This is a genomic window from Bradyrhizobium campsiandrae (assembly GCF_014529705.1).
Taxonomy (GTDB): Bacteria; Pseudomonadota; Alphaproteobacteria; order Rhizobiales; family Xanthobacteraceae; genus Bradyrhizobium; species Bradyrhizobium campsiandrae.
On sequence record NZ_JAANIH010000027.1, the window covers coordinates 39,766 to 55,239 of the forward strand.

A 15,474-nucleotide genomic window follows, 5' to 3' on the forward strand; every position below is an offset into this window, starting at 1 on the left:
TCGCCCATCGACTGCAATTGATCGCGGCAGTTACACTTGACGGCCGCTTCTTTTTGTGTTCCCTATTTGTTCTAATCAATTTTAGATTGTCCAAAGGGAGCGTTTCGTGAGCGAGACCGAGGTCGAGATCGTGCCAGTTCAACTCGTGTTGCACGACGACGAAGACGTTCCGCGTGAGTTCATTGTCGACCTGTTGAGCCGTGTCTTCGGCAAGTCGGATAGCGAGGCAGCTTCCGTCATGGCCAACATCAAGAAGAACGCGACCGCTGTCTGTGGCCCTTACCCACCATCTGTCGCGGATGCTCTGCTGGAATCCGCCCGACGGCGCATCACCATCGCCGGCCATTCTCTCCTGATCGTGCGGGAAACGGCGAAACCTCGCTGCGGGCTTTGCGGTCAACCTGCAGCGCAATCGGAAGTGCAGTTAACGGACCGTACAATCTGGCTCTGCGCCGATTGCGTGCGCGCGGCGGCAACGGCATCCCAGCAACTCCCCGAGGAGGAGTTCAACTACGCGTTCAGCGTCCTGAATGCGTATTTCGCCGACGTCCCGCGCAGCCAGCTCGTAACCACGGTCCGCCAGTTTCCCGGCCACATGCGCGCAGATGTCCAAGCTGCCGTCGATCGACTATTCGCCGCACCGGTTCGGTTATTCGGCCTTGCTGAGGATCGTCGCTACGAAACGCTATCGATGTCGCGACTGATGCAGGACGATAATTTCGCGGTGACAATCGCACCACTTCAGTACAATGACGTCGATATCGGCGAACCGATACCGGCCAAATGCCTCGACAATGGTCTCTGGCTTTGCGCTGTGTCTGGCCTTCGCTACGCGATACTTTTGGCTATTCATCGGGAATACAGCCGTGAGGCCGGGGTGCGAATCGAGATCATGGTGCCGGCCGGGGCCGCAGGAGCGGAACTTGTCCAACAGTGCTTTACCGCACTGGAAGATGCAGTGCAGGCCGCACGCACTTATCGCGGCAAAATCCTCTCGCTCGATGCCGATCCCGACTATCGCGGACGCTCGCGCGGGATCACGGTGCACCGGCTTCCTTCTATCGGTCGTGATGAAGTGATACTGCCCGAACAAACGTTACGACTACTTGACCGCAACGTCCTCAACTTCGTGGGCACGCGGGATGTTCTGCGCCGCCTCGGCCAGTCGACCCGGAAGGGTATCTTGCTCTACGGACCGCCGGGCACGGGAAAGACCCATACGATCCGCTATCTCGCGAGCCATCTGCCTGGGCACACGACGCTGATCATCACGGCGGAGCAGATCGGCCTGCTCGGCGCCTATATGAATCTCGCTCGCCTGCTGCAACCGGCCATGGTTGTGATCGAAGACGTCGATCTCATCGCTCGGCAGCGCGAGAACATGAACGGCTGTGAGGAACCGTTGCTCAACCGTCTCCTCAACGAGATGGACGGCTTGAAGCAGGACGCCGACATCCTGTTCGTGCTGACAACCAATCGTCCTCAGCAACTCGAAGGAGCCCTCGCCGGTCGCCCGGGCCGCATCGATCAGGCGATCGAAGTGCCGCTGCCCGACGAGACCGGCCGCGACAAGCTGGTCCGGCTCTACGGCAAGGGACTGCCGCTCGACGAACCGATAATCGCGGAGGCGGCACGCCGCAGCGAAGGAACGAGCTGCGCGTTCATCAAGGAATTGATGCGGCGGCTGGCGCAGGCGAGCCTCGCGCGGGATGGCGGCAGGTCCGTTATCTCCGCCGACATCGACGAAGCCCTCGACGACATGTTGTTCTCCGGCGGGCGGCTCAATGCCCGACTGCTGGGAGGCGCACAGGCCATGGCGGCGGGGTGACACGCACCGCCGTGGCGTTTTGCGACCGCTGCCGGCCGTCGACGAAGCGCTAGTGCTCGAACACCAGCCGGGCGCCGACGGTGCCTTCGAGGCTACGGATCTGCGCCAGCAGCGCGGCTGAATCCTGGCCGCCGAGATCGGCATCGAGCACGACATAGCCGAGGTCGCCTGCTGTCTCCAGATATTGTGCGGCGATGTTGATGTCGCGCTGCAGGAAGACCTCGTTGAGCCGGCGCAGCATCCCCGGCACGTTGCGATGGACGTGACTGAAGCGCGCGCCGGAGGGGCGCAAATGCAGCTGCACCTCCGGGAAATTCACCGCACCCATGGTCGATCCCGTGATGAAATAGTCGACCAGCTTGCGCGCGACCTCGCCGCCGATCCGCTCCTGCGCCTCCTCGGTCGAGCCGCCGATATGCGGTGTGAGAATGACGTTGCGGAGGCCCTGCACCGGGCTCTTGAAGCGCTCCGAATTCGACGACGGCTCGACGGGGAACACGTCGATCGCGGCACCGGCGATATGGCCGTCACGCAGCGCGCCCGCGAGCGCATCGAGATCGACCACCGTACCGCGGCTGTTGTTGATCAGGAACGAGCCCGGCTTCATCCTGCGCAGCTCCTTCTCGCCGATCATGCCTGCGGTCTCCGGCGTCTCCGGCACGTGCAGGCTGACGACGTCGCTCTGCGCCAGCAGTTCTTCCAGCTTCTCGACCGGCTCGGTGTTGCCGTGGCGGAGCTTGTCAGTGCGATCGTAGTAGATCACACGCATGCCCATCGCCTCGGCCAGCGTCGAGAGCTGCGATCCGATATTGCCGTAACCGATGATGCCGAGCGTGCGGCCGCGCACCTCGCGGCTGCCGGTCGCGGACTTGTCCCAGCCGCCGTCATGCGCCGAGACCGAGCGCGGAAAGATCTGCCGCAGCAGCATCACGATCTCGCCGATCACGAGCTCGGCAACGCTGCGCGTGTTGGAAAACGGCGCGTTGAACACGGGAATACCGCGCTTGCGCGCCGCCAGCAGGTCGACCTGGTTGGTCCCGACGCTGAAGCAACCAACCGCGAGCAGGCCGTCGGCGGCCTGCAGCACGTCGTCGGTGATCTGGGTACGGGAGCGGATGCCGAGCAGCGACACCCCCTTGAGCGCCTGGCGCAGCGTCTCGCCGTCCAGGGCCTTGGTCAGGCGCTCGACATTGGTGAAGCCCGCGCCGCGAAACAGATCCACGGCGCTGTCGTTGACACCTTCAAGCAGCAGCGCCTTCGCGCTCCGCTCAGGGCTTTGGCCTGGGGCTGGCATGTGATCTCCATGAATGACGGCTTTGCCGCAGCTCTTAAACCGCGGACGACGCACAGCACAATAGGGTTTGGATATGGGTTTTCGCTTCGCTCCGTGCACGCGACGGCCTACAAGCATACAAAACCGGCTGGAAAACCCGCCTGATGCGCCCTGCCATCTTTTTCGACTGCGACGGCGTACTGAACGAGGAGCCCGGCGGCCACGGCGTGCTGGGGCCGGACGACGTCCACCTGATCCCGGGCGCGGGCCAGGCCGTGCGGACGGCGCGGGACGCCGGCTACCTCGCGATCATCGTCACCAACCGCGCCCAGGTGGCAAAGGGTTTTGTCACGCTCGCCGGCCTGGAGGGGATTTTCGCAAGGCTCCGTGACCTGCTGTCCCGGGACGGGGGTATCGTCGATGCCATCTATTTTTGCCCGCATCATCCCGAGCGGACGCCGGGCGGGGCGCCCGATTTCCAGATCGCCTGCGAATGCCGCAAGCCGGGAACGCTGCTGTTCCGCCGGGCGGTTGCCGATTTCGACATCGATGTCGGCCGTTCCGTGCTGATCGGCGACAGTCTGCGCGACATCGGCGCAGGCCGCGCAATGGGGCTGAAGTGCTACGGCGTGCGCACCGGCTTCGCCTGCCGCGATGTCGAGCGCTATCCGGACCGCACGCCGCCCCAGGCAGACCAGATGTTTGCCGACGTCGGCGAGGCCGTCGCATTCTGTGTGTCCCATCCGGCGAAACACGGGCAAGCCGGCCAGCCCGATTGACGCGGTCCGGCCGTTCGCCGATACCGGCATGATCGCGATTCGAGCGGGGACTGGACCGGACCGATGAAGACAGCTCTGGTGATCGGCGGCGGCATCGCCGGCTGCGCGGCCACGCATCAGCTCATGAAGCTGGGCGGCTGGGACGTCACGATCGTCGAAGCCGCGCCGTTCCTCGGCGCCGGCGTGCGCACCTTCTGGTATGGCGGCCATCCCTACACGTTCGGCCCGCGCCACTTCCTGACCCAGAACCGCGCCGTGTACGACTATATGGACGCGATCGTGCCCTTGCGCTCCTGCGCCGACCACCAATTCATCACCTATGTCGAGCGCGACAACGCCTTCTACAATTATCCGATCCACGAGGACGACATCGCGCGGATGCCTGACAGCGCCAAGATCGCCGCGGAGCGGGAGTCGGCGCGCGGCGTGGCGGAGGCCAAGAACCTCGAGGAATACTGGGTCGGCTCGGTAGGCCAGACGCTGTATGACAAGCTGATCGACAAGTACAACAAGAAGATGTGGCTGGTCGACGACAACAAGCGCATCGACACGTTCAACTGGTCGCCGAAGGGCGTCACCATCAAGAGCGGCTCCCGCGCGGCGTGGGACACGGCATGGTCGGCCTATCCGCACGCGGAGGACGGCTACAACCGCTATTTCGACGTCGCGACCGAGGGCGCGCGCGTGCTGCTGTCGACCCGCATCGAGCGCTACGATCTGCCGGCGCGCGCGGTCTGGTTCGGCGGCGAGAAGCACAGCTACGACGTCATCATTTCCACCATCTCGCCGGACGAACCGTTCGGCCGCTGCCATGGCGAGCTCGCCTTCATCGGCCGCGACTTCCACAAGATCGTGCTGCCGACCGAGCACGTCTTCCCCGAGCACGTCTACTTCCTCTATTACGCCAATGACGAGGCGTTCACGCGCCTCGTCGAATACAAGAAATTCACCCACCACAAATCGCCGACGAGCCTCGTCGGCATGGAAATCCCCTCGCACAACGGCAAGCATTATCCGCTGCCGTTCAAGTCCGAGCAGGAACTCGCACGCAAATATTACGCGCTGATGCCCGACCACGTGTACTCGATCGGCCGCGCCGGCAGCTATCGCTACGGCCTCGACATCGACGACTGCCTCGAGCAGGCGATGGTGATGGCGCGCCAGATCGCCGAAGGCGGCCGAGATCATCCGGTGCCGATCGAGGCGTGGCGCTAGATGAACAGGCCCGCCGCCACGCCGCATCGCTGCGTCGTCTGCGGATCGGGCGATGCGATGACGATTTGGTCGGTGGCGCACGCGCCGATGCATGCGGTGCGTCCGGCCGGGATGACGGATGCGGCAGGCGGCTTCGGCCGTCTGGACATCGCCGCCTGCCGCAGTTGCGGACATCTCTCCAACAGGGCCTTCGACATTGACGCAGCCGATGAGCTTTATGGCGCGCTGGTACTGACGAACGAGCCGGTGAGCCCGGGCATGATCGCCGCGGTGGACGAGACCGCCGCGCTGATCATGCGATATCTGAAGCCCGATCCCACCGTGCTCGAGGTCGGCGGTGGTGGCGGCGCATTGTCGCTGGCAATGGCGCGCCGATCGGCACGCGTCGATCTGGTCGAACCCAGTCGCGCGCTTCAGCCCGAGCGCTTCGCCGGCACGGGCGTGACGTTGCATCGCGCGATGTTCCCGGTCCCGGCGCTCGCCGGGCGCCGCTTCGATGCGGTGGTTTGCCGCCAGGTCATCGAGCACGTGCCGGACCCGGCGCCATTCCTCGCGGCGCTGCGCGCCAGCCTTGCCGATGACGGCGTCGCCTACATCGAGCTCCCAAGCGCCGACGACATCCTGCGCCGTCATTCGATCGTCGATTTCCATTACCCGCACGTGCACTACTACCGGCGCGCCGAGATGGAACTGCTGCTCACCCGCGCCGGCTTTGGGGTTGCGGAGGTCTTCGACATCAAGCAGGGACACGACATGGGCTTCCTGCTGCGTGCGGCCGAGCCGCAGTCGCGCCAAATCCGCACGCCGTCCGATATTTCCGCCTCGGAATTTGCCGCGGCGCTGGCCGAGCGACGCGCGCGAGGCGCGCGGCGCCTCGCCGCGATCGACGGTCTGATCGCGCTCTACGGTGCCAATGCCTATGCCCAGGCGCTGCTCGGACTTTATCAGGACAGCACGCCGTTCGCGGCTGTTTTCGACGACACCGCCTCCTATGCAGGACGCTGCGTCTATGGCCCTGCCGGCGAGATCGCGATCGAACCGCCGCGCGGCGAACGCCTCGCCGGCATGGCGGCCATCGTCATCGCAGCCTATCTGCACGATGTCGAGATCGCGCGGAAAATCGCGGCGATGGGATTCCGCGGGCCCGTCTATACGCTGCGGGCGCATGATGTGAAAGGACTGGGCCCGGATGCAGCAAGCCCCATCGCAAGCCTGTTCGATCCCTAGAATCGATCAGATCAGATCAGATCAGATCCGACTCGGTCTCGGAGGCAATGTAGGACCGCCCCCACCAGCCAATGTCGAGATGACGCACGAAGCGCCAGCGCGAGCGCTGGCGGTATTCAACGAAGGCCTTCGCCAAGCCGCGGCCGGGATTGCCGCGGTTGCCGACAAAGAGATCGTCGATATAGAGCACCGATCCGGCCTGAAGCAGCGGCTCGATGAAATCGAACACGGGCACGGCGGACTCATAGAGATCGCAATCGATGTTTGCGAGCGCGATCTTGCGCCCTTGGCTTGCGAATTGCTGCTTCAGCGCCGGCGTGAGAGAATCGCCGTAGAGGCCCTTCACCGTGCGCACCTTGTCGGTGTAGATGCCGTGCTCGCCGATCAGGCGCAGAAACTCCTGCTCCGAGGTCGCGAGCGCGCCCTGGGTCCATTTGCCGACGCTGGTCTCGGTTTCCGGCGCAGGCAGGCCCGCAAAACTGTCGAACGCCCAGAACGCCATCTCGTCGAGATTCTTGCGACGCGCCTCCGTCAGCGCCATGCGGAAGGTTCGCGCGCGATGGCAGCCAAATTCATGATAGTCGCCGGCGATCTCGTTCTCCTTCAGGAAATCGAAGACCTGGCGGAAGAATTTCAGCTTCTCGCCCTGCCTGACCTGCTGGTTGTAGCGGATCTCGTCCTCCCCCGACCAGTTCGCAAGCGCGGCCCCATCGGCGATCTCGACCCAGGGCTCGCGCGCGAGCGGCCTGATTCCGGCACCTGCTGAGACGTCGTCGGCACGATTGCTGCTCATGGCGCTTCACCGGCTGGAGGTATTTCGTGGTCCGCCCCTGCCTCGAACCCGGCGCGGGATAGAATCAGCGCGTGTTAGCTTAAGCGAGCCGCCGATCAATGCCAGCGGCCGCTTGGCACCCTCGATTGGCGCCAGCACGAGCCTTTCCCCGCACGACCTGTTGATAACTGCCCCCGGCCTATCGTCGGCGGCCTCGAATCGACTCAGAACAAGACATGGAACAGCAATACGCGGACACACGTAAGACTACGGTGACGCAGGTTGTGGCCGTGCGTCGGGATTCGCGGCGGGATAATCAGGTCAGCAGTGATTCGCCGGCTGCCCCCCACACCGGGCTCGGCGATACACAGACGAGGCCGGTTGCGAAGGTGGAACACGTCGCCCAATATTTGCGGGAGGTCTGCGACATCGCCCTGGCCCTGCCGGCAGGCGAGATCGAGGCGCTCTGCGACGAGCTCGTGGCCTTGCGCGAGCGCGGCGGCCGGCTGTTCATCCTCGGCGTCGGCGGCAGTGCGGCGAATGCAAGCCACGCCGTCAACGACTTCCGCAAGCTGTGCGGCATCGAGGCCTACGCACCGACCGATAATGTCTCGGAGCTCTCCGCCCGCACCAATGACGAGGGCTGGCCAAGCGTCTTCGTGGAATGGCTGAGGGTCAGCCGCGTCGGATCGCGCGATGCCATCCTGGTTCTCTCGGTCGGCGGCGGCAATCTCGAGCGCAATGTCAGCCCCAACATCGTCTCGGCGGTACAGGAGGCGAAGGCCAGGGACGCACGCGTGCTCGGCATCGTCGGCCGCGACGGCGGCTATGCCAAACAGGCCGGCGACGTCGTCATCGTCATTCCCACCGCAGCAGAGCAGCGTGTCACGCCGCATGCCGAAGCGTTCCAGGCGGTGGTCTGGCATTGCCTGGTGTCGCATCCGAAGTTGCAACGCAACGCCACCAAATGGTGAGGCGCTGGCTTGGCGACTCCGGGAGGAGTAATTTTAGGTCGTGCGTGAGTCGCGTTTGTGCCGGGCGGAATGCGCTCGGTGCGATGGGGTAGATGGGTTTGATCTGGCTGCGCTGGCCCGCGTGAGGTGGATCCAGCGGGCAACGGGCTGAAGGGGCTTACGCAACATGAACGCACCGAGCATCGACGCGCTCAATATCAAGATCTTCGGCGACGGCGCGGATCTCGCAACGATCCAGCGCACGTCGCTCGATCCTCGGATCAAGGGCTTCACCACCAACCCGTCCCTGATGCGCGCGGCGGGCGTCGGCGACTATCGCACCTTCGGTTGCGCGGCGCTGCAGATGGTGCGTGATCGGCCGATCTGCTTCGAGGTGCTCGGCGACGACCTCGCCACCATCACCCATGAAGCCCGCGAGATCGCTTCCTGGGGACCGAACGTCTATGTGAAGCTGCCGGTGACGACCACCCGCGGCGAGTTCTGCGGCCCGGCCATCGCCGAGCTGGCGCGCGAAGGCGTAAAGGTCAATGTTACTGCCATTCTCACACTGAGTCAGGTGGAGCTCGTCCGCGACGTGCTCGACGCCACGACGCCGGCCATCGTCTCGGTGTTCGCCGGGCGCATCGCCGACACCGGACGCGATCCCGTGGCGATGATGTCGGAGGCGCTGGACATTCTGGCCGATCGTCCGGCCGCGCAACTGCTCTGGGCCAGCCCGCGCGAGCTGCTCAATCTGTTCCAGGCCGATGCCATCGGCTGTCACATCATCACGCTCTCCGCCGACCTCCTGAAGAAATTCGACCTGGTCGGCAAGGACCTCGATGTCTACTCGCGCGAGACCGTCGCGATGTTCCGCAATGACGCGCTGGCAGCCGGCTACGAGCTGTCACCGCGCAAGCCGGCCCGCAAACGCGTGGTCGGCCGTAACGATCGTTAACGACACCGGATTGCAATGTTCAAGAACGTCCTCGTCACAGGCGGTGCCGGATATGTCGGCCATGTCCTGGTCCCGCGCCTGCTCGCCGACGGCTACAACGTCACCGTCTACGATCTCCTGTTCTTCGGCTGCCGGCTGCCGAACCATCCGAACCTGCGCGTCATCAAGGGCGACATTCGCGACACCGCCAAGCTTGCTACGTATCTCAAGGGCCAGGATGCCGTGCTGCATCTCGCCTGCATCTCCAATGATGCAAGTTTCGAGCTCGACGAGAACCTCTCAAAGACCATCAATTACGACTGTTTCGAGCCGCTGGTGGTCGCGGCGCGCAAGCAAGGCGTGAAGCGCTTCGTCTATTGCTCGACCAGTTCGGTCTATGGTGTCAGCGAGGCGCCTGACGTGACTGAAGAGCATCCGCTGGTGCCGCTGACGCTCTATAACAAGTTCAAGGGCATGTGCGAGCCATTGCTGTGGAAGCATAAGGCTGACGACTTCACCTGTGTGACGGTGCGCCCGGCGACGATCTGCGGCTACAGCCCGCGCACGCGGCTCGACCTTTCCGTCAACATCCTGACCAACCACGCCGTGAACAAGGGCGTCATCACCGTGTTCGGCGGCAAGCAGATGCGGCCCAACCTCCATATCGAGGACATGGTCGACGCCTACAGGCTGATGCTGACGGCGCCGCACGACAAGATCCACGGCGAGACCTTCAATATCGGCTTCGAGAACCACTCGATCGCCGATCTCGCCAGCATGGTGAAATCCGTCGTCGAGGCGAAGGGCAGCCGGGACATCGGCATCGTCACCACACCGTCGGACGACAATCGGTCCTACCACGTCAATTCCGACAAGATCCGTCGCGTGCTCGGTTACGCGCCTGCGCGGACGATCGAGGACGCGATGCGTGATCTCACCCGCGCCTTCGTCAACCACCTGCTGCCGCACAGCTTTGACGACGACTGGTACTACAACGTCCGCACCATGAAGAAGCTCGGGGCCAGATGAGCGCGCGTCCGACCGCACTGGTGACAGGTGGTGCCGGCTTCATCGGCAGCCACATGGTCGAGCTGTTGCTGGCGCGGGGTTACCGGGTGCGCGTGATCGACAATCTCGTCGGTGGCCGTGAGGCCAACCTCGCCGCTCATGCCAAAAATCCGGATCTCGCCTTCGAGCGTGGCGACATTCGCGATCTTAAGCCGGGCGGCGCGCTGTTCCGCGACGTCACCGGCGTGTTCCACTTCGCCGGCATCGGCGACATCGTGCCCTCGATCGAGTCCCCGCTCGACTACATGTCGGTGAACGTGCAGGGCACGGCGCAGGTGCTGGAATGCGCCCGACAGGCCAAGGTGCGTAAGCTCGTCTATGCGGCGTCGTCCTCCTGCTACGGGCTGGCCGCGACGCCGACCCGCGAAGACCATCCGATCTCGCCGCAATATCCCTACGCGCTGAGCAAATACCAGGGTGAGCAGGCAGTGCTGCACTGGCACGCCGTGTACAAGCTCCCGGTCAACGTCATCCGCATCTTCAACGCCTATGGCACGCGCTCGCGGACGTCGGGAGCCTATGGCGCGGTGTTTGGCGTGTTCCTGCGGCAGAAGCTGGCCGGCAAGGCCTTCACGGTGGTCGGCGACGGCACCCAGACGCGCGATTTCGTCTATGCCAGCGACGTTGCCGACGCGTTCTTGCGCGCCAGTGAAACCGAGCTCGCCGGCGAAATCTGGAACCTCGGCGCCGGCAATCCGCAATCCGTCAACCATCTGGTGGCCCTGCTTGGCGGCCCCGTGATCCATATTCCCAAGCGTCCGGGCGAGCCGGATTGCACCTTTGCGGATATCGCAAAAATCCGCCGCGAGCTCGGTTGGGAGCCGAAGGTGTCCTTCGAGGAAGGGGTTCGCCGTATCCTCGCCGAGATCGAGTATTGGCGCGATGCGCCGCTCTGGAACCCGGAGACCATTGCCGCGGCGACGTCGGCATGGTTCAACGCCCTGGCGACCAAGGGAGCGCCGGCATGATGGACGATGCGACGCATCGTATGGTGAGCCATAAGCTGAAGAGCGCGGCCGAAATCGCCGCGCTGATCGGCCGCCGTCCGCGCGCCCGCAAGGTCATCATGTGCCACGGTACATTCGATGTCGTGCATCCCGGCCATGTCCGGCATCTGCTCTACGCCAAGAGCAAGGGCGACATCCTGATCGCGAGCCTGACCGCCGACGCGCATATCCTGAAGGCGAACTTCCGCCCCTTCGTGCCGCAGGAGCTCCGCGCCTTCAACCTCGCCGCGCTCGAGGCGGTCGATTACGTGATGATCGATCCGAAGCCGACGCCGATCGACAACATCCGCCTGATCGAGCCCGACATCTTCGCCAAGGGTTACGAATACACCGCCGCAGGGCTGCATCCGCGCACCGCCGAGGAGAAGGAGGCCGTCGAGGCCTATGGCGGCGAGCTGATCTTCACGCCCGGCGACATCGTGTTCTCGTCCTCGCACATCATCGAGACGGCGCCGCCCTCGATCGCGACCGAGAAGCTCCTGACGCTGCTCTATGCCGAGCACCTCGATTTCGACAGCCTGCGCGGCGTGCTCGACCGTTTCCATGATCTGCGCGTCCACGTGATCGGCGACACCATCGTCGACACCTACACCCGCTGCGCCGTGATCGGCGGAGGCACCAAGACGCCGACCATGAGCGTGCGCTTCGAGGAGAAGCAGGATTTCGTCGGCGGTGCGGGCATCGTCGCGAAACATCTCGCCAGCGCCGGCACGCGCGTGACTTTCTCCACCGTGCTCGGCGATGATGCGACCGCAGAATTCGTCAAGCAGGATCTTGGTACGACCGACATTGATTTCCACGCCGTGATCGATCCGAACCGGCCGACGACCAACAAGGACGTCATCGTCGCCGCCGGACATCATCTGCTCAAGGTCGACCGCGTCGACAACCGGCCGATCCCGGAGCGCATTCTGCGCACCCTGATCGATCGCATCGCGTCGGTGCCGGCCGACATCGTCGTGTTCACGGATTTTCGGCACGGCATCTTCAACCGCGAGACCATTCCGCATCTGGTCAAGGCGATCCCGAAGACCGCGTTCCGGGTCGCGGATTCGCAGGTGGCGAGCCGCTGGGGCAACATCCTCGAATTCCAGGGGTTCGATCTGATCACGCCAAACGAGCGTGAGGCGCGGTTCGCGCTGGGCGACCAGGATTCGGTGGTGCGGCCGCTCGGCACCGAACTGTACCGCCAGGCGCACTGCAAGACGCTGCTGCTCAAGCTCGGTCCGCGCGGCCTGATGGCCTTCCGCGGTGAGCCGAAGGGCGACGAGGATGTCCGCTCCTTCTTCGCCGTCGACAGCTTTGCCGATAACGTCGTCGATGCCGTCGGCTCGGGCGACGCCCTGCTCGCCTATGCCGCACCGGCGATGTACCTCACCGGCAACGCCGTCGTGGCCGCCGTGCTCGGCTCGCTCTCCGCCGCGGTCGCCTGCGAGCATCAGGGCAATGTCCCGACCGAGCCGAACGACATTCTCGACAAGATCGACCGTCTCGAGCGGCAGGCGCAGTACCGCTGAGGTCGCGATGAAAGTCATCGTCGTCGGGTACGGCGTCCAGGGCCACAAGCGCTTCAGGGTCGCGGGCGAAGACGCGGTCGGGATCGTCGACCCCGTCACGCCGGAGGCCAACTGGCGACGCCTCGAAGACGTTCCTGCCGACAGCTTCGATGCGGCCATCGTCTGCACGCCTGATGCCCCCAAGATCGAGCTGCTGCGCTATCTGCTCGAGCGCGGCAAGCATGTGCTGGTGGAGAAGCCGCTATTTGCCGCCAACGGTGACGAACTTCGCGCGCTGGAAGCCCTGGCCCGACGGACAGGCGCCCTGTGCCTCACCGCCTACAATCATCGATTTGAGCCGCATTTCGTGCGGATGCGCGCGCTGCTGCAATCCGGCCGGCTTGGTTCGGTCTATCGCTGCCGCATGTTCTATGGCAACGGCACCGCGCGGCTGGTGCGCAACTCGGTCTGGCGCGACAGCGGCGACGGCGTGCTCGGCGATCTCGGCTCGCATCTGCTCGACACCGTGCGGTTCTGGTTCGGTGATGTCGCCGATACCTTCCGCATCGTCTCGGCTGAAAGGTTCGAGAACCGCGCACCTGACCACGTGGTGATCGCCGCCGAGGGGCGCCCGCAGATCGAACTCGAGATGACCCTGTTGTCGTGGCGCAATCATTTCACCTGCGACATCTTCGCCGAGCATGGCTCGGCTCATATCGAATCGCTGTGCAAATGGGGCCCGAGCAGCTTCATTCACCGCACCCGCGTGCTGCCGAGCGGCCGTCCGCCGGAGGAGAGCCAGGTCCTGGTGCAGGACGATCCGACCTGGGCGCTGGAATACGCGCACTTCAAGCAGCTCTGCGAAGTGCGCGCGGCGACCGATCTCGCCAATGACATCTGGCTGCATCGCGCGCTGATGCGGCTCGGCGATGAGATTCGAGCGGGGAGGGCTGCATGACCCTGCTCCGCATCGCCTATGCCGGCATGACGCATCTCGGCCTCTGCTCGGCGGTCGCCGCCGCCGCCCAGGGTTTTGCGACACTCGGCTTCGATGCCGATGCGCACCTGGTCGGCCGCGTCGCCGCAGGCGAATTGCCGGTGCGGGAGCCCGGGCTCGATGATCTCTTGCGTGCGCACCGCGGCCGCATCAGCTTCTCCGCAGACGCGGCGGCGATGCGCGCATGCGACCTCGTCTATGTCGCTCCGGACGTCCCGACCGATAGCACCGGCGTCAGCGATCTCGGCAGCATCGGAGCCCTGCTCGACCTCGTGCTCGCCAACACGCGCGACGATGCCACGATCGTCATTCTGAGCCAAGTGCCGCCGGGCTTTACCCGGGCCCGACAGCGTCCCGGCCGCACCATTCTCTATCAGGTCGAAACGCTGGTGTTCGGCCGCGCGGTCGAGCGCGCCACGAAGCCCGAGCGCTTCATTCTAGGCTGCCTCGATCCGGAGGCGCCATTGCCGTCCGCCTGGCAGAGCTTTCTCGAATCCTTCGGCTGCCCTCTGCTGCCGATGCGGCTGGAGAGCGCCGAGCTTGCAAAGATCTCCATCAATTGCGCGCTGGCGGCGTCCGTTACCACCGCCAATACGCTCGCTGAACTCTGCGAGCGCGTCGGCGCCGATTGGTCGGAGATCGCGCCGGCATTGAAGCTCGATGGGCGCATCGGCCCCTATGCCTATCTCGCGCCCGGGCTGGGTCTCGCCGGCGGCAATATCGAGCGCGATCTCGCCACCGTGATGCGGCTGTCGGACCAGCACGGCACCGATTCCGGCATGATCCGCGCCATCGTCGCCAACAGCGTCCATCGCAAGGATTGGGCGCATCGCGAGCTGGACGAGGCCTTGCTGGCGACAGCGCCGCAAGCCCGCATCGGCGTGCTCGGTCTCGCCTACAAGGAAAACACGCATTCGGTGAAGAATTCGGCCGCACTGGCCCTGATCGCGCAGCTCGCCGCATGGCCGGTGCGTGCCTTCGACCCGGCCGTGCCTGCTTCCGCTGCACAGCATCCGAATGTGACGGCCGCTTCGAGCGCGCTCGACGCCGCGCGCGATGTCGATGCGCTCGCGATCATGACCCCCTGGCCTGAGTTCCGCGCGCTCGCCCCCGCCGATCTGGCGCGCCTCATGCGCGGGCGGCTGGTTCTCGATCCCTACCGCGTGCTCGACGCAGCGGCCGCGCGCATGGCCGGGCTTGATTACCGCACGCTCGGCGCACGAGCGTCGTGACCCGAACTGGATGATGCCAATGGCTGAAGTGGACCTCCTCTCCAAACTGCCGCGCGGCAAGCGCAATCTCTCGGCGCGCGCCACCGCCAAGACCGAGGAGCACATCCGCATCTCCCGCGAATATGGCGAGACCTATTTCGACGGACCGCGCGAATATGGCTATGGCGGCTATCGCTATGACGGACGCTGGGTGCCGGTGGCGCGGGACTTCATTGAGCACTTCTCCCTAAAACCGGGCGATCGCGTGCTCGATGTCGGCTGCGCCAAGGGCTTTCTGGTCAAGGATTTCATGATTGCCTGTCCGGGACTCGAGGCTTTCGGTCTCGACATCTCCCGCTATGCCCTGATGCATTGCGAGCCTGAGACGATCGGCCGCCTGCATCTCGGCAACGCGCTGGAGCTGCCGTTCCCTGACAACAGCTTCGCCTGCGCGACCTCGCTCAACACCATTCACAATCTCGACCGCGCCGGCTGTATCCAGGCGCTGAAGGAAATCCAGCGCGTCTCGGGCGGCCGCGCCTTCGTGCAGGTCGATTCCTATCGCACGCCGGAGCAGAAGGCTGTCTTCGAGGAGTGGGTGCTCACCGCCCGCTTCCACGACTATCCCGAAGGCTGGATCGCGCTGTTTGGCGAAGCCGGCTATACCGGCGACTATTTCTGGACGATCATCGAGTAGGACGAGGACGCTGT

Annotated in this window: 14 protein-coding genes; 12 read left to right on the forward strand and 2 right to left on the reverse strand. The window is 64.6% G+C overall.

Annotation, left to right across the window (positions count from 1 at the left end; all coding sequences use genetic code 11):
* Positions 1-106: 106 nt before the first annotated feature.
* Positions 107-1,828 carry an ATP-dependent Clp protease adaptor ClpS gene (locus G8O24_RS20780; protein WP_188102528.1) on the forward strand — a complete coding sequence of 574 codons (1,722 nt, stop codon included), beginning with the start codon at positions 107-109 and terminating at the stop codon, positions 1,826-1,828.
* 49 nt (positions 1,829-1,877) lie between these two features.
* Here G8O24_RS20780 and serA read toward each other — a convergent pair whose 3' ends face one another.
* Entirely contained in the window at positions 1,878-3,122 is a 1,245-nt protein-coding gene (gene serA, locus G8O24_RS20785) for a phosphoglycerate dehydrogenase (RefSeq protein WP_188102530.1), read from the reverse strand.
* 143 nt (positions 3,123-3,265) lie between these two features.
* On the opposite strand from serA, the gene G8O24_RS20790 reads away from it, so the two are divergent.
* The 3 genes from G8O24_RS20790 (at position 3,266) to G8O24_RS20800 (ending at position 6,322) form a co-directional block, all read left to right on the forward strand.
* On the forward strand, positions 3,266-3,880 hold the full coding sequence (locus tag G8O24_RS20790; RefSeq protein WP_188102532.1) for a D-glycero-alpha-D-manno-heptose-1,7-bisphosphate 7-phosphatase: 615 nt from the start codon (positions 3,266-3,268) through the stop codon (positions 3,878-3,880).
* 63 nt (positions 3,881-3,943) lie between these two features.
* Complete coding sequence (locus G8O24_RS20795) at positions 3,944-5,095, forward strand: UDP-galactopyranose mutase (protein ID WP_188102534.1); 1,152 nt, start codon at positions 3,944-3,946, stop codon at positions 5,093-5,095.
* A complete protein-coding gene (locus tag G8O24_RS20800) occupies positions 5,096-6,322 on the forward strand; it encodes a class I SAM-dependent methyltransferase (RefSeq protein ID WP_188102536.1) in 1,227 nt (408 codons plus the stop codon).
* A 16-nt stretch (positions 6,323-6,338) separates the two neighbouring features.
* On the opposite strand, the gene G8O24_RS20805 is transcribed toward G8O24_RS20800, so the two are convergent.
* Entirely contained in the window at positions 6,339-7,115 is a 777-nt protein-coding gene (locus G8O24_RS20805; protein WP_188102538.1) for a TylF/MycF/NovP-related O-methyltransferase, read from the reverse strand.
* Between the two features lie 368 nt (positions 7,116-7,483).
* On the opposite strand from G8O24_RS20805, the gene G8O24_RS20810 reads away from it, so the two are divergent.
* From G8O24_RS20810 to G8O24_RS20845, 8 genes are all read left to right on the forward strand, one after another.
* Entirely contained in the window at positions 7,484-8,068 is a 585-nt protein-coding gene (locus tag G8O24_RS20810; RefSeq protein WP_311972249.1) for an SIS domain-containing protein, read from the forward strand.
* Positions 8,069-8,234: 166 nt separating this feature from the next.
* Positions 8,235-9,005 (forward strand): transaldolase, encoded by a 771-nt coding sequence (locus G8O24_RS20815; protein ID WP_188102542.1) that lies wholly within the window; start codon positions 8,235-8,237, stop codon positions 9,003-9,005.
* A gap of 15 nt (positions 9,006-9,020) precedes the next feature.
* Complete coding sequence (locus G8O24_RS20820; protein ID WP_188102544.1) at positions 9,021-10,013, forward strand: NAD-dependent epimerase/dehydratase family protein; 993 nt, start codon at positions 9,021-9,023, stop codon at positions 10,011-10,013.
* Positions 10,010-11,020, forward strand: a complete 1,011-nt coding sequence (locus tag G8O24_RS20825; RefSeq protein ID WP_188102546.1) for an NAD-dependent epimerase/dehydratase family protein — start codon at positions 10,010-10,012, stop codon at positions 11,018-11,020. Before G8O24_RS20820 ends, G8O24_RS20825 begins: the two co-directional genes overlap by 4 nt.
* Positions 11,017-12,576, forward strand: coding sequence for a PfkB family carbohydrate kinase (locus G8O24_RS20830; RefSeq protein WP_188102549.1), 1,560 nt, complete (start codon positions 11,017-11,019; stop codon positions 12,574-12,576). The genes G8O24_RS20825 and G8O24_RS20830 overlap by 4 nt, the downstream gene beginning before the upstream one ends.
* A 7-nt stretch (positions 12,577-12,583) precedes the next feature.
* Positions 12,584-13,513, forward strand: coding sequence for a Gfo/Idh/MocA family protein (locus G8O24_RS20835; RefSeq protein ID WP_188102551.1), 930 nt, complete (start codon positions 12,584-12,586; stop codon positions 13,511-13,513).
* A complete protein-coding gene (locus tag G8O24_RS20840) occupies positions 13,510-14,784 on the forward strand; it encodes a nucleotide sugar dehydrogenase (RefSeq protein ID WP_188102553.1) in 1,275 nt (424 codons plus the stop codon). The genes G8O24_RS20835 and G8O24_RS20840 overlap by 4 nt, the downstream gene beginning before the upstream one ends.
* 19 nt (positions 14,785-14,803) lie before the next feature.
* Entirely contained in the window at positions 14,804-15,460 is a 657-nt protein-coding gene (locus tag G8O24_RS20845) for a class I SAM-dependent methyltransferase (RefSeq protein ID WP_188102555.1), read from the forward strand.
* Positions 15,461-15,474 lie beyond the last annotated feature (14 nt).